Genomic DNA, 24095 nt, shown 5'->3' with positions numbered 1-24095 from the left:
TATTTTAAAGGGTTACCCCTTTTAAAATCTCATTTGCTGCGGCCTCATCTGTGATTAGCCACGTTTGTTTTGGTGCATTTTTCATATATGCTCGAATTGCTTTGGCTTTTGTTTTTCCACCAGCAATCGCAAGGATGATTGGCACCTGTGTCAAGTCTTTCAGTTCGATACCGATTCTTGGAACCTTGTAAACAACTTCTCCATTTTCGTTAAAGAAATAACCAAAGGATTCCGCTACAGCATTCGCCTGCTTCAACATAATTAATTCTTTTTCAGTCATTTTTCGGCGTGCTGCCATATGCAAAGCACGTCCAATACTATGAATAACACAATTTGCCTGACTTATCAAGTTTAACACTTCTTGAATAGATGGTTCATTGAGTAAAGAATTATAGGTAGCTAAACTTAGTTGCTCTGGAACATACAATGCTCGATGATCCCCATTTGTGTTAGCTGCCATTCTAGCGCTAACTGAATTTGCTTGTACGGTAACCGCCTCGCCAATTCCTCCCCTAGCAGGAACAAACAAGTTATGTCGTTTCTTGTTTTCCAAATTCGTCAACTGTTCTGCAACCACAGCCATCGTGGTCCCTCCCATTACGGCGATAATATTCTCGCCCTCTGGAAGTAGTAAATTCAAGGATTCGTTTAAAGCATCCCCAAAAGCATCTGTCACTTTCGGTTGTGCATCACTGTTTCCTGAAACGACAATACAACGTTGATTACCAAAATACTCAGCCAGTTTTTTTTCTGTCTGATGCATTCCTAAAAGCTGATCCATGAAGTTTTCAAGACTTTGGTAAACTTCCTCACCTTTTTCGGTCAACGTCATGCCACTTTTTGACGTGTCAATTAGTTGAAGATTTTTCAAAAGATCTGTTTCTGTTCGCAAAACTCGCTCTGTCATCCCCATACTTTCAGATAAGCTACGTCGACCAATTGGCTGCATCCAATAAATATTACGCAAAATTTTATAGCGTTCTTGAAGAACTTCAATAATATCTGGTGCAACGGATTCAATCATTTTCAATTCATCTAGCATAGCGATCTCCTTAGTTGGACTATAAACGTCCAATGTAGACTCAAAACGACCCATGTACGATAAAAAATAAAATTGATTGTTTTACTTTCTTTTTTCATTAAAAGGAAAACCTCAACCTCACATGCGTTAGTCTAACAGTTTCTTGCTAACTTTTCAACTAAAAAAGACTAGAAAAGTAAAATACTTTTACTAGTCTCTCATTTTTTATTTATCATACCGTTTTCTTTTTGATGAACTCGGGATTCCCAAAAGATCTCGATATTTTGCAACAGTTCTTCTTGAAATCACTATTTCTTCTTTTTTTAGAAGCTCGACTAATTTCTGATCCGATAAAGGCTTCGCCTTATTTTCTTGGTCGACTAACTCTTGTAGTCTTTTCTTTGCCATCTCAGCGGATAAGTCTTCTGTTCCAGCCGAGTTGTTACTTGCTATGCGAGTCGTAAAAAATTTTTTCAGTTCAAAAATACCAAAAGTTGTTTCCAAGTATTTCCCATGAACAGCGCGACTCACTGTTGACTCATGGACGTCAACTTCTGAAGCTACTTCTTTTAAGGTCAACGGCTTGATGGGCCGATTAACATCGATAAAGAAGTCTTTTTGACGTGAAACGATTACTTGCGCAACTTTTAAAATCGTATCACCACGTTGCACCATTGTTTTTTGTAGCCACTCAAATTCTTGTTTGCGCTCTTTCAAATAATTAGCTGTTTCTTTATCTGCTTTTTGATTCATTTGTTTGAAATAGGTTTCTTGAAAACGAATAGTTGGTTGACTTGTTCGATTTGAGACCACTTGAACTTCATTGTCGTCATGGATCAAAACTTTCACATCTGGAATAATATAAAGTTCATTGCTGTTGTCGAAAATTCTACCAGGACTTGGCGATAATGTTTGGAGATAGTCAAAAATATGTTGGACCTCGCTAAGTTCAATTGAGAATTTTTGTGCGATTTCTTTCCATTTTCGTTGGACTAGTTCATCAAAGCATTCTTCCAAAACGATGTAAGCTAATGCCGGAGCAAAATCGTCTCGTTCTGTTTGTAACATCAAACATTCTTGAAGATTTCTAGCCCCTACTCCTGCTGGTTCTAGCTGTTGGATCAACGTCAGTGCATCTAATAGTTGGATTGCTGATGCGCCTGTGTCTTTGGCCGCATCGGCTAAATCAATCGTCAAAAAACCATTTAAATCAATATATTCAATCAAATATAAAATCATTTTACGTAAAAATGTATCCCGGTAATTCAAATGTACTTGGTCAATCAACGATTCAAACAATGACCCCTTTGTATCAGGAATTTGATTAAGATAGCTTGTTTCTTCTCCATCATAATTGTTACTTGTTTTTTTGTAGTCTGGTTGCCATTCTGGTTCGACTACTTCAACCAAAGGATTTTCTAGCGCCTGATTTTCAACAAAGGCTAATAATTCTTCACTATTATATTGGAGGATTTGGATTGATTGCTGCAATTGCTGAGTCATAGCCAATTTTTGCGTTTGTTGTTGTTTTTGTGAAAAATTCTGTTGAAATTTCATTTTTTTGCCTTATCCCCTTGTAAATTATTTTTTGGTTGGTTACAATTATGCCAGTGCTTGCGTCCTTAGTGTAGTGGATATCACGTAAGATTCCGGTTCTTGAGACGGGGGTTCGATTCCCTCAGGACGCGTTCAATAGCCATTTTAGCATAATTTAAGTATCTTTGCTTTCTATATTTTAAAGAAGAGGTTGTGACAGAAGCAGTCGGCTTCAAGGAAGTCGCTTCTGAAACACCATGTATTTGAAACAGAGGCTGTGACAAAAGTATTGTCACAGCCTCTGTTTGTTCACTTTTCTCATCGCAAAAAAACCAACCAGCCATTTTCCAGCTAGTTGGTTCTGATCCTACATATACATTTCTTCAATTAGAACGTATCGCTTTTCAAGCAAAGGATGTCGTTACTCTGTTTTTTCAGAAAATTCTTCATTGTCATACTCTTCATCATCATCGTCGTCATCGTCTTCGATAATGCTTAAGTCTTCTTCAATGTTTCCTGGTAATACTTCTTCATCGTCGCTATTGTCATCCGCACCGATTTCTTGTAGATCAGAGTTGTATGCTGCGATTTCTTCATCGTCGTCATCATCATCTTCAAATAAATCATCATCATCTTCATCAGACAAGTCAGCATCTTCTGGGTCATCATCGTTATAGTCGATTGCATCTTCATCATCATTGATAAAGGCATTCACTTTTTTGCGTTTGCGGCGACGAGGTTTGTCTTCATCTTCTTCGTCAATTCCATGATTTACTTCTTCATCAATTGAATCAATTGCGTACCATGAGCGCAAGCCCCAACGGTTGTCACCTAAAGAAATAAAGCTGCCGTCAATATTTAAGTCAGTATAAAACTGTGCTAATGAATCACGAATCTCTCCATCTGTTTTGCCAAGATAGTTTTGGATTTGATTAACTAAATCAGAAAAATCCATCACATCACCATGTTGTTCTAAAATCGCATGTGCAACTTCGATCATTGATAATTCGTTTTTGTTTGCACCTTCAAATACACTAATTTCCAATCAGGACACGTCCTTTCACAGTCTATCCCTTATCATACAAAATCAACGATAAAAAATCAAACTTTTCTTTTAAATTATGCTGTAAAATCTAAGGTTAAATGATATTCACCTAATTTTTCTTCCCCCATAAATAAATCATACGCAATCACAATGTTTCCCGAAGCAGGTCGATCTTTTAGACTAACATGCAGTTCATTCGTAAATGTTTGAATCAAGATCATTCCGTAAGGTGTTTTGTAGGCTGTTTCTAAACGTTCTTTGTAACCAAATTTAAGGCGCATCCGCATTTCTCCTGCGCGAATCAATTGAACATGGCCGTCTGGAATGATTTTGATCGTCACAGGAACTTCTTGCCCTGTTTCTTCTTGGACTTCTTTATACCGTATGTATAACGTATCGCCAATTTTTACCATTTGACCATTTAAATCAAAATAAAAATCTTGAACTTCACCTTGTTGTTTCACTTTTGTACGTAGTTTTATTGAAATTGGTGTTCCTTGTGATAAATCCATCTCGCATTCTCCTTTACTTCTCATAGGCTTATTGTTCCCAGTTTCAGCTATTTTGTCAACCAACTTGTATACTTTTTATTTTTTTGCTTTTTTTACCCAAATTTAACTGCTTGTCAGTTATTCTTATAAGAAGCGTACTTAAAAACTTCTGCTTGTTTTTGAGGTATACTGGGAGAGAAATAAGGGAATTAACTGAACAAGGAGTTGATGAAATGAATCCTCCTATTTTATTGGATCAAGACATCTATCAGGGCAATGACTTTTCCCCTTTTGCATTGACCGATTTATTAACTACCGAAACGAAGAAGCAGCAACAAACATTTCTTCATTTTTGGCAATATAACAAGACAGTGATTTTTGGAATGAAAGATACCCGTACGCCTTTCTTTGATGAAGGTGTTCAATCGATTCGTGAATCTGGTTATACGCCTGTTGTACGAAATTCGGGAGGCTTGGGTATCGTTTCTGATGCGGGCATTTTAAATGTCTCTTTACTATTTCCACAAACAGATGACAAAAAAATTTCAATTGATGACGGTTACGAACGAATGTTAGCTTTGACCAGAGGAGCTTTTCCTGAGGCAGCCATTGAAGCATTTGAAATTTCTGACTCCTATTGTCCTGGAACATATGACTTAAGTATTTCTGGGAAAAAGTTTGCAGGAATTGCTCAACGGCGAATCAAAAGTGGGATTGCTGTCATGATGTATCTAAGTGTCACTGGAAATCAGCTAGCGCGTGGCGCGTTGATGCGAACCTTTTATCAAACCTCATTAAAAGAAGCTTTTGGTACAGATGGCTATCCTGCTGTCCAACCAGAAAAAATGGCGAATCTTAGCGACCTTTTGCAACAACAATTGACTGTTTCTGAGGTTAAGGTCCGCTTAGCCACAGCTTTTCAAAACCTTATGGTGCAATCTGAGCCTCTTACCTCCCTTTCTTCAACTGACTGGTTACAAAACTATGTTTCAGCAAACGAATGGGAAACACAGCTAGCAAAAATGGCTGACAGAAATTCTATCTTAAAGGAGCAACAGTATGACAATTCCTTATAAATACCAAGTTCTTCCTATTGAAAAGGTGTTTCGTGATCCTGTCCATAATTATATCCATGTACAGCATCAAGTTATTTTGGATTTAATCAACTCAAAAGAAGTCCAACGACTACGACGCATTAAACAATTAGGCACAGCTTCATTTACTTTTCATGGCGCAGAACACAGTCGCTTTACACATTCATTGGGTGTGTATGAAATTTCCCGACGAATTTGTGATATCTTTTCACGGAACTATTCAAAAGAAAAAATAGGTGAAAATGGTTGGGACGATAAAGAACGATTAGTCACGCTTTGCGCGGCACTTCTTCACGATGTGGGCCATGGGCCCTACTCCCACACTTTTGAACATATTTTTCATACTGACCATGAAGCAATCACCGTGGAGATCATTACTTCTCCGGAAACAGAAGTGTATCAAATCTTGAATCGAGTCGAAGACGGCTTTCCTGAAAAAGTTGCAAGTGTGATCCAAAAAACGTATCCCAATCCACAGGTTGTTCAAATGATTTCTAGTCAAATTGATGCCGATCGCATGGATTATTTATTGAGAGATGCTTACTACACAGGGACAGAATATGGAACTTTTGATTTGACTAGAATCTTACGAGTGATTCGTCCCTATGAAGGTGGTATCGCCTTTTCAATGAATGGCATGCACGCTGTGGAAGATTACATTGTTAGCCGTTACCAAATGTATGTCCAAGTTTATTTCCATCCAGTTTCTCGTGGCATGGAAGTCATTTTAGAACACTTACTTCATCGGGCACATGAGCTTTATTTAGAAGACCCTGCTTCATTTGAGATGCATGCACAATTGCTGCTTCCTTTCTTGGCTGAATCATTTACATTGGATGATTACTTGAAACTTGATGATGGCGTATTAGGGACTTACTTTACACAATGGACAGAATCAGCTGATCCAATTTTAAGTGACTTAGCAAAACGATTTTTAAATCGAAAACCATTAAAATCGGCCACTTTTTCTGGTGATCGCCACTCACCACTGATTGAAGAACTTACTCTACTAGTTGAAAAAGTGGGATACAATCCTGTGTACTACACAGCAATCAATTCCAGTTATGATTTGCCTTATGATTTTTATCGTCCAGAACAAAACCGGCATCGCACTCAAATTGAGATTTTGAGAAATGACGGAACTTTGATAGAATTATCCAAGGTTAGCCAATTAGTTGCAGCATTAGCTGGTCAAGAACAAGGTGATGAACGATTCTTTTTCCCAAAAGAAATGGTTGATCCCACTTTGAGAAACCATTATGATCTCTTTGATGAAACCTATCAAGAATTTGCCAGTCACATTCGAAATGGTGCTCTAATTGAAAATAGGTAAGAAATAAGTAAGAAACATGTTGGAGGAAATTATGTCTATCAAATTAATCGCTATCGATATCGATGGCACGTTGTTAAACGATCAACGTGAATTAACAACGGAAGTCAAAGAAGCAATTCAGCAAGCGGACAAGCAAGGAGTAAACATTGTTTTATGTACAGGTCGTCCATTACCTGGTGTCAGAGAACAACTTGAAGTGTTAGAACTGTTCAAAGACACAGACTATGTCATCACTTATAATGGTGCTTTAGTTCAACAAACAAAAACAGGGCACATCATCGCACGTCACGGATTAACTCACGAAGACTTTTTAGAAATCGAAGTGATGGCGCGCCGAGTTGGTAGCCACTTACACTCAATCGATGAACAAGCCATCTATACACCTAACCGTGACATCAGCCCTTATTCTGTCCACGAATCGGGTCTTGTAAAAATGCCCTTGAAATATCGTACACCTGAAGAAATGACACCAGATATGAATATTGTCAAAATGATGATGATTGATGAACCTGAAATCTTAGATGCAGCAATTGCTCGTCTTCCTCAAGAATTCCGTGACAAATATACAACTGTTAAAAGTGCACCTTTTTATTTTGAAGTCTTGAATAAACAAGCCAACAAAGGAACAGCAGTGGCGAATTTAGCACAACATCTTGGAATCACGCAAGACGAAGTCATGGCAATTGGTGACAATGAAAATGATTTATCTATGATTGAATATGCCGGTCTCGGAGTAGCTATGGAAAATGCGCTCCCAATCGTAAAAGAAGCAGCTAACGCATTAACAACTTCAAATGAAGAACATGGTGTAGCTGAAGCCATCAAAAAATATGTACTAAACTAAACCATTTGCACAACTTATTTGAACACTTTCCATTTCAAAAAGACTACTAGATAACTAAAAAAAGTGGAACAACACGTTACCAGGTGTTGTTCCACTTTTTGCTTTCTCTTTCATCTATTAATCAACTATCAGCTAGAAATAAATTTTTTATAAATCTCTGTAAAGCTAATCCTCTAACTTCATTGGTGAAGTCTTAAAAAAACTTCATTGTATTGACGATTTCGACTTTTTGTTTCAACTTTTTTATTCAGCTTCTTCTTTGCCTTCTAACCATTTTTTAACTGCCCATTGATGGCTGCCTCTTTTTAGCTTGGCAATCGCATCCGTAGGTGTGACCCACCAAATACGATTAGTTGTTTCAGTTGGCTCCCCAATTTTTTCCCAGCTTTTAGCAACATAAAAATAACCTGGATTATAATAATAAGTCGCACGGTAGTTGGAATAAAAGTATTCATCTGCCTGTCCTAAAAAGCAGTCAATAACTACTGTGACGCCAAGCTCTTCAATCATCTCTCGATCGATGGCTTCTTCTTTCGTTTCTTGTCCTTCGATTTCTCCACCCGGTAGGAAAAATGCGCCATTTGGTGCCTCAACCAAAGCTATTTTTGTTTCTTCTTCTACAATGATATATGCAGCATATCGCGTTTGGTAACTGGCTGACTGTTTCTTTTCTCCAAAAACTGGATAATCCATTCATCTTCCCACCTTTTTCTTTTTATTCTACATGAGAGTTTTCTCATGAACAAGCACCAATATTTATTTTTCTTGTTATTCTTTGCTATCATGAATAAAAAAGAAAGGGAGTTTTTATTTATGAAAATGGCACACACTTGCGTCCGTGTAAAAGACCTTGACGCATCTCTTGCATTTTATCAAACTGCGTTTGGTTTCGAAGAAAGTCGTCGTCGTGATTTTCCAGAAAACAAGTTCACGCTTGTTTACTTAACTTTGCCTGGAGATGATTACGAATTAGAATTGACTTACAACTATGATCATGAGGCATACGATCTAGGAAACGGTTATGGCCATATCGCAATTGCTGCAGATGACTTGGAAGCATTGCATGAAAAACACCAAGCTGCTGGTTTAAATATAACTGACTTAAAAGGATTACCTGGAACTGCGCCTTCTTACTACTTTGTAATCGATCCTGATGGTTACAAAATCGAAGTTATTCGTGGATAATCCACTCACTTAAAAAGTCCGATTCAAAAAATTTGAATCGGGCTTTTTCTTTGGCGTTCCGTCAAAAAAACTATCTTTATTTTGACTTACCCAATCATCACACTTTCTTCCGGATATTTGATTTTTATTTCTTGTTGATGAACCTTTTTCATCAATGAAAAAGCAATCGTCAACACACCAACGCGCCCTGTATACATCAATGCCATAATCAACACTTTCCCAACAACTGATAGATCTGGTGTCAACCCCATTGACAAGCCCACTGTACCAAAAGCAGAAAAGACCTCAAATGCAATATATTCAAGCCCCATTTTTTCTGGCACATACTCCGTAATTGATAAAATCATTACTGTCACCACACAAAGAGTGAGCGTTAAAAAAAATAAAGTCAGCGCACGCAAAATAGTTGGTTGTCGTATCGTGCGTCCAAAAATTTCGGCCCTAGTCCTTCCTTTAAACATCGAACGCATTTGCGCGAGCAATACACCTAAAGTTGTTGTTTTAAGTCCCCCTGCAGTAGAACCAGAAGTTCCACCAATGTACATCAAAAACATCGTCAGAATCAGACCAGCATGACTCATCTTAGAATAGTCAATCGACGAATAGCCTGCCGTTCGAGGTGTCACACTCAAAAAAAACGTGTGAACTATTCGATTACTAAAATTGCCTTGTGAGAAATGTGTGCCATTTTTTTCTGTAAAAAGAAAAACGAAAAAACTGCCTAATAATAAAATTCCCGTCATGCTCAAAGCAATCTTTGAGTGTAAACTGATTTTTTTCGTTTGATGGAAGTTCAACAAGTCGCGCCAAACAATAAATCCTAATCCACCAGCAATAATCAATACTGAAATCACGAGTAGCAAATAATTATTTGTTTGATATGCAATCAGGCTCTCACCTAATAAATCAAAGCCAGCATTACAAAAACTAGAAACCGCATGAAAAATACCGTACCAACTTCCCTTGATCCAACCAAATTCAGGAATAAATACGACAGATAATGCGAGGGCACCTACTAACTGGATCACTAAAGCAAATTTAAAGATATAGAGCATCAAATCAGTCACACCAGCCATTTTTTCTAAATTCAACGCTTCTTTTAGCACGATACGTGTGCTCAGGCTAATCTTTTTTCGAACAAGTGTAAAATATAAGATTGGTACCATCATAAAACCTAATCCACCAATTTCAATTAAAATCAGTAAGACCAATTGTCCCAAACCATTCCAATGTTCAACAGTATTTAAAGTAGCTAATCCAGTAACGCAAATCGCTGATGTTGCTGTAAACAATGCATCCAGATAGTTGGTTGCCTCTCCACTTCGACTAAAAAACGGCAAAGACAATAAGCTTCCTCCAATAAAAATCAGTGCAAAAAAGCCAAAAGCTAATAATTGTACTGCTGATAATTTTTGGAAACGTTGAGTCAATCGTGTCTTCAAGCAAGTTCACTGCCTTCCTATTTTTCTTATGCTAGTTTGTTTTTTTGAGAAAAAGAGACTTGATTTTCATCAAATCTCTTTTTCACATACGTAGAAATGTAGTTGCTACGTATGAGCATTTCCCATGTCTTTGATTTTGATTAAACGAGTCACTTCTGCACGTTCGTTTTCTTCGAGTTTCATTTGAATGTAATAAATTGTTTCTTCCAACTGAGGAATCGTCATATACTCTAAAGCATTTACTCTTCGTCGTGTTTTTTCAATTTCACTTGCCATCAATTGACACGTTTTTTCGATTTCCGTTAACGCCAACAATTTCGGCAAAACCTTTGTAAACTGCTCAATTGCTTGATCTAGTTCTGCATTGGAGTTTAAATAACCGTATTCTAACGGAGCCTCTCCCAGTTGATCATCATATTGAAAGTTCATCACTGGTACTTTGACACTCATAATATTTTTTTCAGTCACTGCTAATTCCATTGTTTCGGTGGGTAAAACAAACAGTTCCTCGATGAATGCTTCATTGATTGACGCATTCGCCAGAACCACATTTGCCATAGCGGCTTGTAGTTCAGCTTCCATTTCTTGACGAAGTTGATGATTTTTGCGAACTAATAAAATAAACTGGCGCATTAATTCATCTTGCTTGTCTTTCAATAATTTATGCCCACGGGTCGCCGTCGTTAATTGTTTTTTTAAACGAGTAAACTCCATGCGTGTTGGATTCACTGTCAATCTTGCCATGATTACACTTCCTTTTCAGGCAGATATTCCTCTAGCAGCTCTTCTTTGATTCGCTTTAATTCCGTCCTTGGTAACATCGAAAGCAATTCCCAACCAAGATCAAGCGTTTCAATAATTGATCGATTTGTGGTAAATCCTTGATTGATGTATTCTTCTTCAAAACGGTTAGCAAATTTTGCATAGATTTTATCCACATCAGATAAAGCCGATTCACCTAAGACGATTGCAAGTTCTTTTGCTTGCTTCCCTTGCGCATAAGCCGCAAATAATTGATTCATCGTAGCGGCATGATCTGCTCTTGTTTTTCCGGCACCTGTCCCCTTATCCTTTAATCGAGATAGCGAAGGTAACACATCAATTGGTGGCTGAATTCCGCTCTTATACAATTCACGGGACAAAATAATTTGTCCCTCAGTAATGTATCCTGTTAAATCAGGAATCGGATGTGTTTTGTCATCTTCAGGCATCGTCAGAATGGGAATCTGTGTGACAGAACCTTTTAGGCCACGAATTCGACCTGCACGTTCAAATAATGTGGCTAAATTTGTGTATAAATATCCTGGATACCCACGTCGACCTGGAACTTCGCGCCGCGCGGCAGAAATTTCTCGTAAAGCTTCCGCATAATTAGTCATGTCTGTCATAATAACTAAAACATGCATCCCTTTTTCATAAGCCAAATATTCTGCTGCTGTCAGTGCCATTCGTGGCGTAGCAATCCGCTCAATCGCAGGATCATTAGCCAGATTCATAAACATCACGCTTCGATCGATTGCTCCAGTTTGACGGAAGTCTTCCATAAAAAACTCTGCCTCTTCAAATGTGATCCCAATTGCTGCAAAAACAACAGCAAAATCTTCCGCTTCATTTAGCACGGTTGCTTGTCGTGCAATCTGAGCAGCCAATTCTTTATGTGGAAGTCCCGAACCAGAGAAGACAGGCAATTTTTGTCCCCTAACTAGCGTGTTCAAATGATCGATTGCTGAAATACCTGTTTGGATAAATTCATCAGGATAATCTCGTGCAACTGGATTGATCACTTCTCCATTGATATCGACTTTTTTCTCTGCCAAAATTTCCGGACCATGATCTTTAGGACGACCTAAGCCGTCAAAGACTCTACCAATCATGTCTTCAGAAACACCTAGCTCTAATGGATGACCAAGAAATCGTACCGCGGAATCTCGAAGATTGATACCACTAGTTCCTTCAAAAATCTGAACCATGGCTTTGTCTTCTTGAACTTCTAATACTTGTCCGCGACGAATCTCACCATTTTGCATACGAACTTCAATCAATTCTTCATACTTTACGCCTGCTACTTTTTCCACTGCCATCAAAGGGCCCACTACTTCACCAATCGTTTGGTATTCTTTAATCAACCGTCATTCCTCCTTCCGCAATAATTTTTTGGATCGTTTCTTTCGTTTCAACCAAGAGTGTATCAAGCTGCTCGATTTCAGTTTCTGGTATATATTTACTTCGAGCAATCCGATCACGAAGGACAACTGTTCCTTCCATAATTTCAGTTAAATACGACCCCAAAGACAGCGCACGACGCGCTTCTTGGCCAAATGTTAAAATCAGTTTCAACATGTTGAATTGTTTTTCTCTCGACGTAAACGTGTCAACGTCATCAAAAGCATTTTGCTGAAGATAGTCCTCTCGAAGTGACTTTGCGACTTCTAAAGTCAAACGATCATTATCAGAAAGTGAATCGATCCCAACTAAACGAACGATTTCATTTAATTGTTCTTCCTCTTTTAATATACGCATTCCTTCTGTAACCATTTGTGACCAATCTGCTTGCAATACTTGATCTAAATACTGCCCAACTTCCGTCGAATACAAAGAATAACTTTGCATCCAGTTGATTGATGGAAAATGACGACGTTGTGCTAGATTCGCATCTAACCCCCAGAAAACTTTCACCACACGCAATGTGTTCTGCGTCACTGGTTCAGAGATATCCCCGCCCGAAGGAGAAACGGCACTGATTGCTGTAATACTTCCTTCTCTAGACACTGAACCAAGCGTCATTACTCGCCCTGATCGCTCATAATATTCAGCTAAACGTGAACCGAGATAAGCAGGATACCCTTCGTCTCCTGGCATTTCTTCTAACCTACCGCTCATTTCTCTTAAAGCTTCCGCCCAGCGAGAAGTAGAATCTGCCATGATTGCCACGTCATATCCCATATCACGAAAATACTCAGCAATTGTAATCCCTGTATAAATCGACGCTTCTCGTGCTGCAACAGGCATATTCGATGTGTTTGCAATTAAAACCGTACGCTCCATGATCGATTCACCAGTATTTGGATCAATTAATTGAGGAAATTCATTTAAGACATCGGTCATCTCATTTCCCCGTTCGCCACAACCAACATAAACAACCATATCAACATCTGCCCATTTAGCAATTTGATGCTGAACAACGGTTTTTCCAGCTCCAAACGGTCCTGGAACAGCTGCAGCTCCTCCCTTTGTCACGGGGAAGAAAGTATCAATCACTCGTTGTCCAGTAATCATGGGCGCTTCTGGGTTGCGTTTTTCCTTAATCGGTCGGCTTCGTCTCACTGGCCATTTTTGCATCATCGTGAGTTTTTTACTTCCTTGTTCCGTTTCAAGAACACAAACGACTTCATCAATCGTGAAATTTCCTGATTCTAATTGGCTGATTTTTCCACTGATTCCATTTGGAACCATGATTTTATGTTGGATTACTTTTGTTTCAGCCACAGTTCCAATGACATCACCAGCAACAACAAACTCTCCCACTTCAGCTGTTGCTTCAAACCACCATTTTTTCTCATGATCTAAAGCTGGTAGTTGTACACCTCGACCTAAAAAATTACTTTGTGTGATTTCCATAAAGGTATCCAACGGACGTTGGATACCATCAAACATTTGTGAAATGATTCCCGGCCCCAGTTCAACAGACAGTGCTTCACCAGTTGAACGTACTGGCTCACCTGGACCAATTCCTGATGTTTCTTCATAAACTTGGATAGAAGCGACATCACCACGCATTTCAATGATTTCGCCGATTACACCAAGCTCTCCTACTAAACACATATCTTGAATACTAGCATCACTCATATTTTCAGCCATCACAAGTGGTCCAGACACTTTGATAATTCTTCCAATTTGCAAATCATTCGCTCCTTTTCCCTACTATAAAATATTTTGACCTACGGCTTTTTCAACATTGTTTTGAATTTCTGTTATTCCAATCTTTTCTGTTCCTTGATAATTAGGGATCAGCACGATTGCTGGCATCAGCTGTTCTTGATAGCGAGCAATTACCTCTGGGATAGAAGTCACACATTGTTCTGTGATATAGATCACACCATAGTCCTCTTTTGCCATTTTTTCCACGAGTTGACGCACCTTTTTTGAATCTGTTTCAAAGTGAACATCAAACCCAACTAACTGAAAAGGTAAAACAGATGCCTTATCGCCAATTACTCCTATTTTATGCCCCATAGACCGTTCTCACCCGCTCTCTGATTTGTTCTGCGCTAAACTGACTACGTTTACCAACTGCCAACAAACGCAAATTCTTCCTTTCTACTTCTTTTGCATTTAAAAAAGCCAGTAATGGTAATGGTCCAAAAGCCTGTGTTTGTGCCTCCTGATAAAGTGAAGAAAGATAATCATCCTTCAAACGCTCTAAAGTAATTAGATCTATTTTCGTTTCTTTTAGTGCAGGACGAATAATTTCTGCATAGTCGGTCGTTAATAAAAAGCGATTATACACTTCTAATTCTTGACCAATAAAAGATAAAAAGATTTCCTTTTCGATGCCACCCGCACTTGAAAGAACCGTTGTCATAAATCCTTTTGTTCGACCTTGGATCAATCCACGCGCCATCGTTGTAATATTTGTGAGATCAATCAATGCAATAATTTCCGTCAACAGTTCCTTGTAACCAAGCTTCTCGCCAAGTCGGCGCTGTTCCGTTAGAAAATGACGGTCATAAATCACATCGATTCCCTGTAAAATAGTTGCCCCCTCAAAGTAATCAAATACTTCACGGATACTAGCAAGTAATGTTTCGGGTAGTTCGATCGAATCTTGTGTCCGGATTGCTTCTTTCATCTTATCCAATGAATAAAAACCATCATCAATAAATAAATGATCTAAGTTTTTCCCGGTAAGTTCTGCTTTAGTCAAAACTTTCAAGTTATGAAAAGTAAAACGCATTGTATAAATCCAGAGAATTTCTGGTTCAGGGACTCGTTCTTTTAACCATGCAAATAATTCACTTTGCTCCTTCGCCAAGTTTTGCTCCAGTTCATATTCAAATCCTTCATAAACATAAGGTTGGTAAATCGTCGTTTTTAATTGTTCGCCAAATGAGTCAATTGAAGGGGCTTGAATCAATCGCTCAAAATCTTCATTCGTCAATAATTCAAGCTCTCTCCCGCGAATCAAAGGATTCAATTCGTGATAGTTCATCGTTCCCCTCCTTAAGTAAACAATTGCTGTGCTAATTCGTAGCCCATCGTACCTCTTAACTCCGTCACTAATCGACTAAACAAAAAGTTATATTGAACTCCGTCACTGTCTAATACAAAGCCAGCCTCATTGGGAATTACCTTCGGATCTTTGACTAACGTAAAGGGTAATTTTTGCGATAGATTGTTGATTATCTCTTCCGTAAAAATACCTGCTGATTTTTCACCTACACGAAAAGTAACTTTCCCCTTTAATCCCAATGGATCCAAGGCTGCTTGAACAAATGCTAGAGTCTCTTGTTGTTTCCATGATTCCATTTTCTCAATTGCTTCATCAAATAGCTTATCTAAAAAAACTTGTTTTTTATTCAGCATTTCTTGTCGAGCTTCGACTTGTTGACGGTTTTCTAATTGTCGATAATGTCGCTCTAACGACTCGAGTTGCTTACGCTCTTGTTGCTGAAAAGTAGTCATTAGTTGTTCCGATTTTTGCTTGAAGACTTGCTCGATTTTTTCACGCTCAGCCGATTCAAAAGCAGCACGCTCATTTGCTGCGTCTTCATTCATTTGTTTAATGATTTGTTCAATGGCATCCATTGATTCTCCTCCTTCACGTTTACGCGTTTAAAACTAATAAGAAAGAAATCACGAAGCCTAAAATCGCATAGGTTTCAACCATCGCAGCAAAAATAATTCCTTTCGTTGCATGTTCCGGTTTTTTCGCTAAAATTTGAATACCTGCTGCTGCCACTTTTCCTTGTGCGATACCAGAAAACAAGCCTGTAAACGCAATTGGTAAAGACGCACCTAGATAACTCATTCCTTGAACCACTGATAAATCGCCACTTAGATTGATAAAAATCAAGAACGCAATTACGAAGCCGTAAAGACCTTGTGTTCCTGGTAGCAATTGTAAAATCAGTGCCTGACCAAATTTTTCTGGTTGGCTAGTTGTCAATGCAGCCGCGGCTTCCCCAGTCATTCCGACGCCTTTGGCTGAACCAATTCCTGAAAAAATCGTAGCCACGCCCATCGCCAATACTGCAAAAATAATTCCACCATTATTTGTAATTAAGTAATCCATCATTTGTTAAAATTCCTCCATTATTCATTTTTTCGTTTTCGATGATTGATATTGACATATTTTTCTGCGGTTTTAAGTGGTTGAAACGCTCGCCCGCCACCTGTATAGAACTTGCCAAAAAATTCGACATATTGTAATCGAGCACCATGAACATACGCACTCAACAATGTTAAAAATAGATTTAATGCATGTAAGAGAACAATCAAAAGCAAACCAACACTAAATCGTGCTACTGGTGGCATAAATGCTACCAACATATTAAACGCGGCGGCAATACTGCCCCCAGAAATTCCAAGTGCCATTAAACGAGTATAACTAACTAGATCACCAATATAACTTGTTAACCCATATAGGTTATATACGCCTTTAGCAGCACCTTTTACCTTCGAAGTAGACTGAAAGATTGGAATAATCACAATGCAAAATGCTGACAAAATCGCGATACTGCCACCAAGATATAAAAATTGTTTCTGTTTTAAAACAATTGCCCCGGCTACAGCTAAAACAATCCCAATCAAGATACCTTGCCAAGCAAAACCTTCGCTAATCGCATTTAAATACGCTTTTCTTTTCAAATTTTCTTTTGCTGAGACAAATAAGCCAACTAAAATTTGAATCAAGCCAAAAATAACTGACAAGATCAAAATCGTATTCACATCTTCTGTTGTTGATAAAATAGGAAAGGGAAGTGGGATACCAAAGATACTTTTTGGTAATGCTTCCCCAAAAAATGAACTGTAAACCAAACCCCAGATAATCGTTGGGATAGATAAAATCTCAAAAAATTTAACAAATCTTGCCAATCCTCGTGGTAAAACAGCCCATTTTTGTAACAGAACCGAACCAATCAATAACAATAAACCATATCCGACATCTGCGACCATCATACCGAAAAAGACAAGATAAAATGGCGTGAACCAAGGAGTTGGGTCAACTTCTTCATATTTTGGCAAACTATACATCTCTGTTAGCAATTCAAAAGGCTCAATCAGTGGATGATTGGTTAATTTCGTTGGTACTTCTGTCTGGATTTCTTCGACAGTCGGTAGTTCAAACTGAACATGAACAGCCGAGGTTGGAAGTTTTTCCGCTAAAGCAGTCATTAAATCTGTCTTTGCATCTATTCCAATCCACCCTTGTAAAACAAGTAACTGTTTTGAACGAACAAACTGTTGTTTAACTCTTTCACGTTCGATCAGTGCCAATGTCACTTCTTCCACCCATTCAAACTCACAAATCAATTCACGGTACGAACCAATCTTGTTGGCCAGTTCTTTTTGAGCTAATTGTACTTCTGACAATTGTTCTTTGATTTTAGTTAAAACCTTACTTGGCACTTCCTCATAGGGATAGTTCATTACCGTTAAGCCTTGTCGACTGGCAATTTCTGCTACTTGTTCTGCTGCTTCCTGCAAAGTAATATACGCCAAGTAAACAGATTTTGTTGTAGAATAAATTTCTTTCAAATAAACAGGTAATTGTGCCACAGCAGTTTGAAAAGGTTCCAAACTAGTCGTTCCCATACTTCCCAAAACAAGAACTGTTTTTTGACTATCGAAAGTTGCAGGAATCACATCCAAATATTGCCACTTTAAAAGCCATTCCTCTTTCTCCATTAGTTCTTTACGTTGTTCACTTAACTTCTCCCACTGTTTTTTCAAGTCCAAGACTTCTTGTAACTTTCTCAAAAAATCAGCTTCTGAATAGGCAGCTTCTAACTCATGCAAAGAAAGTTCCGTCCGCTTTAAATGGACCAACTTTTGTTGAGAATGACCATGATGTCCAATAAATTGAACCGCTTCACGTATTGATTGCAGTCGTTGCTCTAATTCATGTTTACTCGTATCCTCAGAAAAAATCTTGACCTGTGGAAAGTAAGTTTCGACCCAATGATTATTTGTCGTTTCTTGAAATAAATCGCGAAATTCGACTTGTTGGATTCCTTGAATGGCTTGTAAAATCGTTTCTTGGTTCTTTTGATCTGAAATGAGCGTGACTTTTTCCATCTTAGTGACGGACATATTCTTTCACCCTTTCAATAATTAGATCAATTGCTTGTTCTTGATGCTTGTCATACTGTTCAGCTAGTGTTTGTTGAACCTGCTGGACTTCTTCATCTAGTTGCTTTTGTTTGCTCTTAAGTGTTGCTTCTTTGATTTGTTTTTTTTCTGAAAGAAGCTGAGTTTGTTCTTGGCGCTTTCTTTCTTCAATTACGTGAAGCTCTTCTTCTTTTTGCTTTGTTAACTCTTGCATCTCAGTACGTAAAACTTGCATCTGTTCTTCATTTTTTTCTTCTGCTTTACGAATCTTTTCTAAAATTTCTAACAAATCGTTCACATCCTTTCGATAAAAAAAAGGTAGCTGCCTTTCAAGTTCATTGAAAGTCAGCTACCTCTAACGATATCTGTCTAGTAATCAAGCTACTTTCAATAACTGCTCTTCTCACCCCTTGAAGAACTTGATCCTTGAAAGCTTACGCCCAACCTTTTTTATTTGAATTTGTCTTTTATTATAGCAAAACGGGGTAAATGTTCAACCATTTTCGAACGTTTTATACTGACTTCTTGCGAAAAAAGTCAAACTAACCCTAATAGTGTTAGGGTTTCAGGATGGCAAAAAAATTCAAAGTATTTCCACTTTTTTTCAAAAGTTGTTACAATCAATTCAGTTACAGTCTGGAGGAACAACTATGCAACCTATTATTGGAATTGCCGGTAATCATTTAAATAAAGCAACAGATACTTTTCAGGGAAATGAAGTTACCTACACCCCACATGGCTTTGTTCAAGCAGTCAAACAAGCAGGTGGTTTACCACTCGTCTTTCCTATACTTGAACCAAGCTATGCCGCTGCCTTTATCAGCCGTATCGATAAATTATTGTTAGCTGGAGGACAAGATATCAGCCCTCGGTTATACCAAGAAGAGCCACATCCAAAGTTGCAAGAAACAAACATCAGCCGAGATCTCTTTGAACAAGCGTTGATCAAAGAAGCAATCAAACAAAAAAAACCAATTTTTTCTGTTTGCCGCGGCACACAATTAGTGAATGTCGTACTAGGTGGAACCTTGTATCAAGACCTTTCCCTCTATCCCAATTGGGCAGTCAAACATGAACAACAACCAACAGTTCCAACTTTTGCTACTCATGAAGTAAAGGTTTCTGCTAATAGTCTCCTTGGTTCTTTGTTACCAGAATCTTATTTCGTCAATTCTTACCACCATCAAGCAATCAAAGACTTAGCTCCCTCATTGAGAGCAATTGCTATTGCCAACGACGGAATCATTGAGGCAGTCGAAAGCAAAAATCCCGAAGAAAAAATCTTTGGTGTTCAATGGCACCCCGAATTGACCCACCAAGTCAATCCACTAGATCAAAGTCTCTTTGATTACTTCGTTAATGAATTATAAAAATTTGAATCCTCTACCAAAAAAAGCCAGAAGCAAATGACAAATTACTTCTGGCTTTTTTATAGTTACGCCAACTATCGGTTTGAATAAATGGCTAATAATTGATGCAGATGAGCAATCTCTTGTTGGAGAACTTTTCCCTTTGTCGTATTTCGGTTTAAACGACGTGGTAATTTTTGATTGATCACCTTTTTAACATAGGTTCCTTCATTTGCTTGTGCCAATTGCTGGTCGACTGATATAAAAGGATAATGAGTAACTAACTGGAACCCATAAGAATTCAAAAGTAGTGAATAACCTGCAATTCCTGTTGTTTTCTGATACGCTTTAGACAAACCTCCGTCGATCACAAAAACCGTTCCCTCCGCCTTGACTGGTGATTCACCTTTGCAAACTTTCACAGGAGTATGCCCATTGATAATAACTGAGCCAGTCGATTTTATGCCAAATGAGGATAAAACCTTTTGACTAAACCATGGCTCATTTCTCAAACGATAGTAGGCATTACTCTTTTCCACATGTGTCTGTGTCTCTTCTAAAAAAATAGCGCTCAAAGGTTGCCATTTTGCTTTTTCCAAACAAAGGCGAAACTTTTCCACTCCAAGCATACCAAATATAATCTGTTGCTAAGTCTTCTCCAAAATCCGGTGTTTTTGCACTTTCTCGAATTTTTTCTTCAAAAAATGCTAACAATTCAACTCCCCCAGCAACTTTCTCTTGCTCTAAAGCCAAAAAATTTCCCTTTTCGTCCACTGGAATACACCCATGAAACAATAAATGGTCATTGTACGTGAGAGACATCGCTCCTTTTTCCAATAAGAACTCCATGTGGTTTTTCATTCGTAATGAGTGCTGAAAGGAATACATCAAACTATCGATTATTTGCTCCTCTTCTTTGGTCAATTGTTCAGGTGCTTGAGGGGAAATTGTTTGAAAGCATCCCCCTTCAATCGAATAACTTGCTCCTTCTAAATCGATTATTTCTTTTTCATAATCAATTTTGTGTAACAATTGACGCTCATCCATTTCAAATTCTGGGCGTCGCATGAGCAACTGCTCTTCAACTTTGAATTGCATGATTGCTAATGCTTGATGGACTTGTTCCAGTTCCATTCGTTCAGAGTCAGTCACATTTTTGCTGTTCTTAGGGGTAAATACAGGATTTTCCTTATATGTTTGATGGGCAAATGAAAATAAGGGGTGCAAATTAATTGCGTATTCTTTTTCTAACTCAAACAAATAATTATAGCGTGTTGCAATGCGGAGTAAGGTCAATAAACAAGCTTTTGATCCGTAAAATGCGCCTAACCATAAAATATCATGATTTCCCCACTGAATATCAATGGATGATTGTGCCATTAGTCGATCCATTACCTTTGCTGCTTGAGTTCCACGATCAAAAATATCCCCCACAATGTGTAAATGATCGATTACTAACGTTTGAATCGTTAACGCAAGTTTCTCTAAAAAACGATTGACTTCACCTAAACGTACTAGTTGTTCAATCACTTTTTGCGCATAAGCCTTTTTTCCCTGTAATCGATTATCCAAATATAAAAGTTCTTCGATAATGTAACTGTATTCTTTAGGTAAACTTTTTCTAACTTTAGATCGAGTATACTTGACTGAGGTAAATCCTAAGAGATCAATCAACTGTACAACTAGTTGTTCTTTTTCTTGTTGCGCATACCAAGTTGTTTGTTGTACATATTCTGGGTAAGCAACAAACAAAGTTAACTGATTTCTTTCCTCTTCTGATAATTGATTGTCAAATAATTCGCGAACTTTTTCCTTCAAGTTTCCTGAACCAATTCGCAGAATATGATCGAAAGCCGGAAATTCACCATGAATATCGCTTAAAAATAATTCCGTTCCTTTAGGTAACTGTAAAATTGCTTCCAAATTAATAATTTCAGTTAAAACAGCTTCAGTCGTTGGAAATTTTTCTGACAATAACTCTAGATACGGATCCATCAAAGGCCCTCCTTAATCGGTATAGTTCATATTCTATTACCAACTATCTTTTTAAACAAGTTTAAAATAGTTAAAATAGACAAAAACAAAAAATTGGTCTATCCACAAAAAGAAGACCCAGACAAGCTTGTCTGAGTCTTCGACTTATAACATTCAGTTAAAGAAAGATGAACTGCCTTTTTTTCATGAATATAAATTACCCTTTTTTTCGTTCATTTCTCATAATTGAAATAGATTGTTTCAATGAACTCCAAATACCACCTTCACTATATACAAGAACGTTTGATTTATACATATTTGCTGAAACGATTGTTAAGAAGATAGTTATCAAGATTAAAATAATCAACGAGATCCATGCACCACCTAATCCCACCGTTTCATTTGCCAAACGAATTGGCATAACATAAGAAGAAAGGAACGGGATATAAGAAGTAATTCGAATCACAATATTATTAGGATCTGATGCCCCAAGAATCAACCCCAAAAGATAACCACCTAATGAAAGATAAGTCACAGGTAAAATAGCTTTTGCTGTATCCTCTGCTTTGTTAACCAATGAGCCACATAGAGCTGCCAACACAGAGAAAATCAGAATCCCTAAAATCATGAATGCCAATGAGAACCACAAGAATGGGCCAAAGATATTCGTTAAAGAAATACCTGCCAAAATTTCTTTGACCATGTCCATATTTTTAAATTGTTGATACCCTACTCCAAAGATAACGCCATACAAGCCCATCTGTGTCAAAGCTACCAATAAAACACCTGTTAATTTTCCATAAAAATGTTTTTGTGCCGTTGTACTAGACAAAATAACTTCCATGATTCTTGTCCCTTTTTCCGACGCAATTTCTTGCGCAATGATTTGTGCATACGTCAAAATAATAATAAATAGCGTAATAGTAACCACGTAACTTACTACATATTGCACAAGTGAGTTGTCTTCGCCAATAGTCATCTTCCCTTGATCATCAAAGCTCACTTTTTGTCTAGTCAAACCAGCCATTTCACTTAAACTTGCCACTTCTTCTCCAGAAAGGCCAAGTTGGCTAGCACGAAGAGTTGATTGAATACCTGTTAACTGTTGTTGGATTAACAATTGAGTGCTTTGCCCCAATGAATTTTCGCTGTACAAGGTTCCTTTGACCTCATTGTTATCAATTGCAACCACTAGATACGCATCAATTTTTTCATCTTCAAGTTGTTTCTGTGCGGTCTTTTCAGAATCTACTTTTTCAAAACTAAATTCATCTGATTTTAGCTGGCTCAACTGTTCACTTAGTTGAGGATTTTCTGATAAAATACCGATTTTGTTTACTTCACTATTATTCTGTGCAAAGTTTCCAGCTACATACATGATTCCCATCATAATAAACGGCACCAGAATCATCACTAGAAAAGAGATCGATTTGACATTTTTTAAATAAACATCTTTTGTAATAATCCAAAATTTACGCATCAAACTCACCTGCCTTCAGTTTAAAAATTTCTTCAAGCGTTGGTGGCTGTTGATTAAACATTGGAATATAGCCGAATTGCGTCGCACGAGTAAAGATTTCTTTACCCGCCTCTGGATCTGACAAAGTGATTTCAAGTGAATCATCTTCACGCTTAACGACTTTTTGGACACCTTCGACTCCAGCAACTTCAGCTTGTGTTAAATCTGATTCTAAAAATAATTTTGTTCGACCAAAAGATTCGCGAATCTCATGGACCTTACCATTTAGAACCATTTTCCCGTTCCGCAACATAATCAAATGATCGCAGATTTTTTCCACATTATCCATATTATGACTAGAGAAGATAACACATGACCCTTTTGCTTTTAGTTCAAGTATGCCATCTTTTAACAATTCTGCATTCACTGGATCTAACCCACTAAACGGTTCATCTAAGATAATCAATTTCGGTTCATGAATCAATGTTGCAATCAATTGAACCTTCTGTTGATTTCCTTTAGATAAAGACTTCACTTTGTCTGTTTTCTTTCCTTTGACTTGAAACTTTTCCATCCAAAAATCAATCTTAGGTTCGATCTCTTTTCGTGTTTTTCCACGTAATTCTGCGAAATAAATCAATTGATCTTGAATCGTAACTTTTGGATATAGCCCACGTTCTTCAGGCAAGTAACCAATAATATCATATTCTTTTTCACCTAAGGGTTTACCATTCCACAAAATTTCTCCTTGATCTTGAGTCAAAAAATCTAAAATCAAACGAAACGTGGTCGTTTTACCGGCACCGTTTTGTCCAATCAACCCCATAATTTTCCCATCTGGTATCCGAAAAGATACGTGGTCGACTGCGGTATAGTCGCCAAATGTCTTAACTAAGTCTGTAACCTCTAACATCATTTCACTCCTTTTCTTTCTAAACTATTGCTTTTCATTTCATTCATAAAAAAAGTTGAATCAGATACAAAAAGAGAC

The 24095-nt window shown here is 37.8% G+C and carries 22 protein-coding genes, 1 tRNA gene, 1 pseudogene and 1 other annotated feature; of the genes and pseudogenes, 6 read left to right on the top strand and 18 right to left on the bottom strand.

Features of this window, described 5'->3' with window-relative positions:
• Positions 1 to 4: 4 nt before the first annotated feature.
• Together JZO71_RS04535 and rpoN are read right to left on the bottom strand one after the other, a co-directional pair.
• Entirely contained in the window at positions 5 to 1096 is a 1092-nt protein-coding gene (locus tag JZO71_RS04535; protein ID WP_206898409.1) for a sugar-binding transcriptional regulator, read from the bottom strand.
• A 150-nt stretch (positions 1097 to 1246) separates the two neighbouring features.
• Positions 1247 to 2578: an RNA polymerase factor sigma-54 gene (gene rpoN, locus JZO71_RS04530; RefSeq protein ID WP_206898408.1), complete on the bottom strand. Its 1332-nt coding sequence runs from the start codon at positions 2576 to 2578 to the stop codon at positions 1247 to 1249.
• Positions 2579 to 2637: 59 nt separating this feature from the next.
• Between rpoN and JZO71_RS04525 the strand changes: the two genes are divergently transcribed.
• A tRNA-Arg gene (locus JZO71_RS04525) sits at positions 2638 to 2709 on the top strand.
• Between the two features lie 269 nt (positions 2710 to 2978).
• Here JZO71_RS04525 and rpoE read toward each other — a convergent pair.
• Both rpoE and JZO71_RS04515 read right to left on the bottom strand, forming a co-directional pair.
• On the bottom strand, positions 2979 to 3602 hold the full coding sequence (gene rpoE / locus JZO71_RS04520; protein WP_206898407.1) for a DNA-directed RNA polymerase subunit delta: 624 nt from the start codon (positions 3600 to 3602) through the stop codon (positions 2979 to 2981).
• Between the two features lie 74 nt (positions 3603 to 3676).
• Positions 3677 to 4114, bottom strand: a complete 438-nt coding sequence (locus JZO71_RS04515) for a YwiB family protein (protein WP_206898406.1) — start codon at positions 4112 to 4114, stop codon at positions 3677 to 3679.
• A gap of 212 nt (positions 4115 to 4326) precedes the next feature.
• On the opposite strand from JZO71_RS04515, the gene JZO71_RS04510 reads away from it, so the two are divergent.
• Genes JZO71_RS04510 through yidA form a run of 3 tightly spaced genes read left to right on the top strand, consistent with a single transcriptional unit; the run spans position 4327 to position 7364 of the window.
• Complete coding sequence (locus JZO71_RS04510) at positions 4327 to 5169, top strand: lipoate--protein ligase family protein (protein ID WP_206898405.1); 843 nt, start codon at positions 4327 to 4329, stop codon at positions 5167 to 5169.
• Entirely contained in the window at positions 5153 to 6520 is a 1368-nt protein-coding gene (locus tag JZO71_RS04505; protein ID WP_206898404.1) for an HD domain-containing protein, read from the top strand. Before JZO71_RS04510 ends, JZO71_RS04505 begins: the two co-directional genes overlap by 17 nt.
• A 31-nt stretch (positions 6521 to 6551) precedes the next feature.
• Positions 6552 to 7364: a sugar-phosphatase gene (yidA, locus tag JZO71_RS04500; protein ID WP_206898403.1), complete on the top strand. Its 813-nt coding sequence runs from the start codon at positions 6552 to 6554 to the stop codon at positions 7362 to 7364.
• A gap of 243 nt (positions 7365 to 7607) precedes the next feature.
• On the opposite strand, the gene JZO71_RS04495 is transcribed toward yidA, so the two are convergent.
• The gene (locus JZO71_RS04495) at positions 7608 to 8057 is read right to left on the bottom strand and encodes an NUDIX hydrolase (RefSeq protein ID WP_206898402.1); all 450 of its coding nucleotides are present in this window, start codon (positions 8055 to 8057) and stop codon (positions 7608 to 7610) included.
• 120 nt (positions 8058 to 8177) lie between these two features.
• Between JZO71_RS04495 and gloA the strand changes: the two genes are divergently transcribed.
• On the top strand, positions 8178 to 8549 hold the full coding sequence (gene gloA / locus JZO71_RS04490; protein WP_206898401.1) for a lactoylglutathione lyase: 372 nt from the start codon (positions 8178 to 8180) through the stop codon (positions 8547 to 8549).
• Positions 8550 to 8635: 86 nt separating this feature from the next.
• Here the strand turns inward: gloA and JZO71_RS04485 are convergent, their stop codons facing one another.
• The 10 genes from JZO71_RS04485 to JZO71_RS04440 form a co-directional block, all read right to left on the bottom strand.
• Complete coding sequence (locus JZO71_RS04485; RefSeq protein WP_206898400.1) at positions 8636 to 9991, bottom strand: TrkH family potassium uptake protein; 1356 nt, start codon at positions 9989 to 9991, stop codon at positions 8636 to 8638.
• 105 nt (positions 9992 to 10096) lie between these two features.
• Positions 10097 to 10735 carry a V-type ATP synthase subunit D gene (locus JZO71_RS04480; RefSeq protein ID WP_206898399.1) on the bottom strand — a complete coding sequence of 213 codons (639 nt, stop codon included), beginning with the start codon at positions 10733 to 10735 and terminating at the stop codon, positions 10097 to 10099.
• Positions 10736 to 10737: 2 nt separating this feature from the next.
• Positions 10738 to 12117, bottom strand: coding sequence for a V-type ATP synthase subunit B (locus tag JZO71_RS04475; RefSeq protein WP_206898398.1), 1380 nt, complete (start codon positions 12115 to 12117; stop codon positions 10738 to 10740).
• Positions 12110 to 13891, bottom strand: a complete 1782-nt coding sequence (locus tag JZO71_RS04470; protein WP_206898397.1) for a V-type ATP synthase subunit A — start codon at positions 13889 to 13891, stop codon at positions 12110 to 12112. The genes JZO71_RS04475 and JZO71_RS04470 overlap by 8 nt, the downstream gene beginning before the upstream one ends.
• A 21-nt stretch (positions 13892 to 13912) precedes the next feature.
• Complete coding sequence (locus tag JZO71_RS04465; RefSeq protein WP_206898396.1) at positions 13913 to 14224, bottom strand: V-type ATP synthase subunit F; 312 nt, start codon at positions 14222 to 14224, stop codon at positions 13913 to 13915.
• Positions 14214 to 15200, bottom strand: a complete 987-nt coding sequence (locus JZO71_RS04460; RefSeq protein ID WP_206898395.1) for a V-type ATPase subunit — start codon at positions 15198 to 15200, stop codon at positions 14214 to 14216. Before JZO71_RS04460 ends, JZO71_RS04465 begins: the two co-directional genes overlap by 11 nt.
• Positions 15201 to 15211: 11 nt before the next feature.
• Positions 15212 to 15796 (bottom strand): ATPase V, encoded by a 585-nt coding sequence (locus tag JZO71_RS04455; protein WP_206898394.1) that lies wholly within the window; start codon positions 15794 to 15796, stop codon positions 15212 to 15214.
• Between the two features lie 19 nt (positions 15797 to 15815).
• Positions 15816 to 16286, bottom strand: a complete 471-nt coding sequence (locus JZO71_RS04450; RefSeq protein ID WP_206898393.1) for a V-type ATP synthase subunit K — start codon at positions 16284 to 16286, stop codon at positions 15816 to 15818.
• A gap of 17 nt (positions 16287 to 16303) precedes the next feature.
• Positions 16304 to 18304, bottom strand: coding sequence for a V-type ATP synthase subunit I (locus tag JZO71_RS04445; protein ID WP_206898392.1), 2001 nt, complete (start codon positions 18302 to 18304; stop codon positions 16304 to 16306).
• Positions 18291 to 18611, bottom strand: a complete 321-nt coding sequence (locus JZO71_RS04440) for a hypothetical protein (RefSeq protein WP_206898391.1) — start codon at positions 18609 to 18611, stop codon at positions 18291 to 18293. Before JZO71_RS04440 ends, JZO71_RS04445 begins: the two co-directional genes overlap by 14 nt.
• A 108-nt stretch (positions 18612 to 18719) precedes the next feature.
• Positions 18720 to 18768: a sequence feature (sodium ion sensor (DUF1646 type); this cis-regulatory element may regulate processes involved in with the transportation of sodium ions), on the bottom strand.
• 204 nt (positions 18769 to 18972) lie between these two features.
• Here JZO71_RS04440 and JZO71_RS04435 point away from each other — a divergent pair.
• A complete protein-coding gene (locus JZO71_RS04435; protein ID WP_206898390.1) occupies positions 18973 to 19692 on the top strand; it encodes a gamma-glutamyl-gamma-aminobutyrate hydrolase family protein in 720 nt (239 codons plus the stop codon).
• A gap of 74 nt (positions 19693 to 19766) precedes the next feature.
• Here the strand turns inward: JZO71_RS04435 and JZO71_RS04430 are convergent.
• The 3 genes and pseudogenes from JZO71_RS04430 to JZO71_RS04420 all read right to left on the bottom strand — a co-directional run bounded on the left by JZO71_RS04430 (position 19767) and on the right by JZO71_RS04420 (position 24017).
• Positions 19767 to 21666, bottom strand: a pseudogene (locus JZO71_RS04430) (fructose-bisphosphatase class III).
• 196 nt (positions 21667 to 21862) lie between these two features.
• The gene (locus JZO71_RS04425) at positions 21863 to 23125 is read right to left on the bottom strand and encodes an ABC transporter permease (RefSeq protein WP_206898389.1); all 1263 of its coding nucleotides are present in this window, start codon (positions 23123 to 23125) and stop codon (positions 21863 to 21865) included.
• Complete coding sequence (locus tag JZO71_RS04420; RefSeq protein WP_206898388.1) at positions 23118 to 24017, bottom strand: ABC transporter ATP-binding protein; 900 nt, start codon at positions 24015 to 24017, stop codon at positions 23118 to 23120. Before JZO71_RS04420 ends, JZO71_RS04425 begins: the two co-directional genes overlap by 8 nt.
• Positions 24018 to 24095 lie beyond the last annotated feature (78 nt).

Origin of the sequence: Candidatus Enterococcus courvalinii (assembly GCF_017315945.1) — a bacterium.
Classification (GTDB): Bacteria; Bacillota; Bacilli; order Lactobacillales; family Enterococcaceae; genus Enterococcus_B; species Enterococcus_B courvalinii.
The sequence above is the reverse complement of the archived record's forward strand: the minus strand, read 5'-3'. Positions and strand labels throughout refer to the sequence as shown.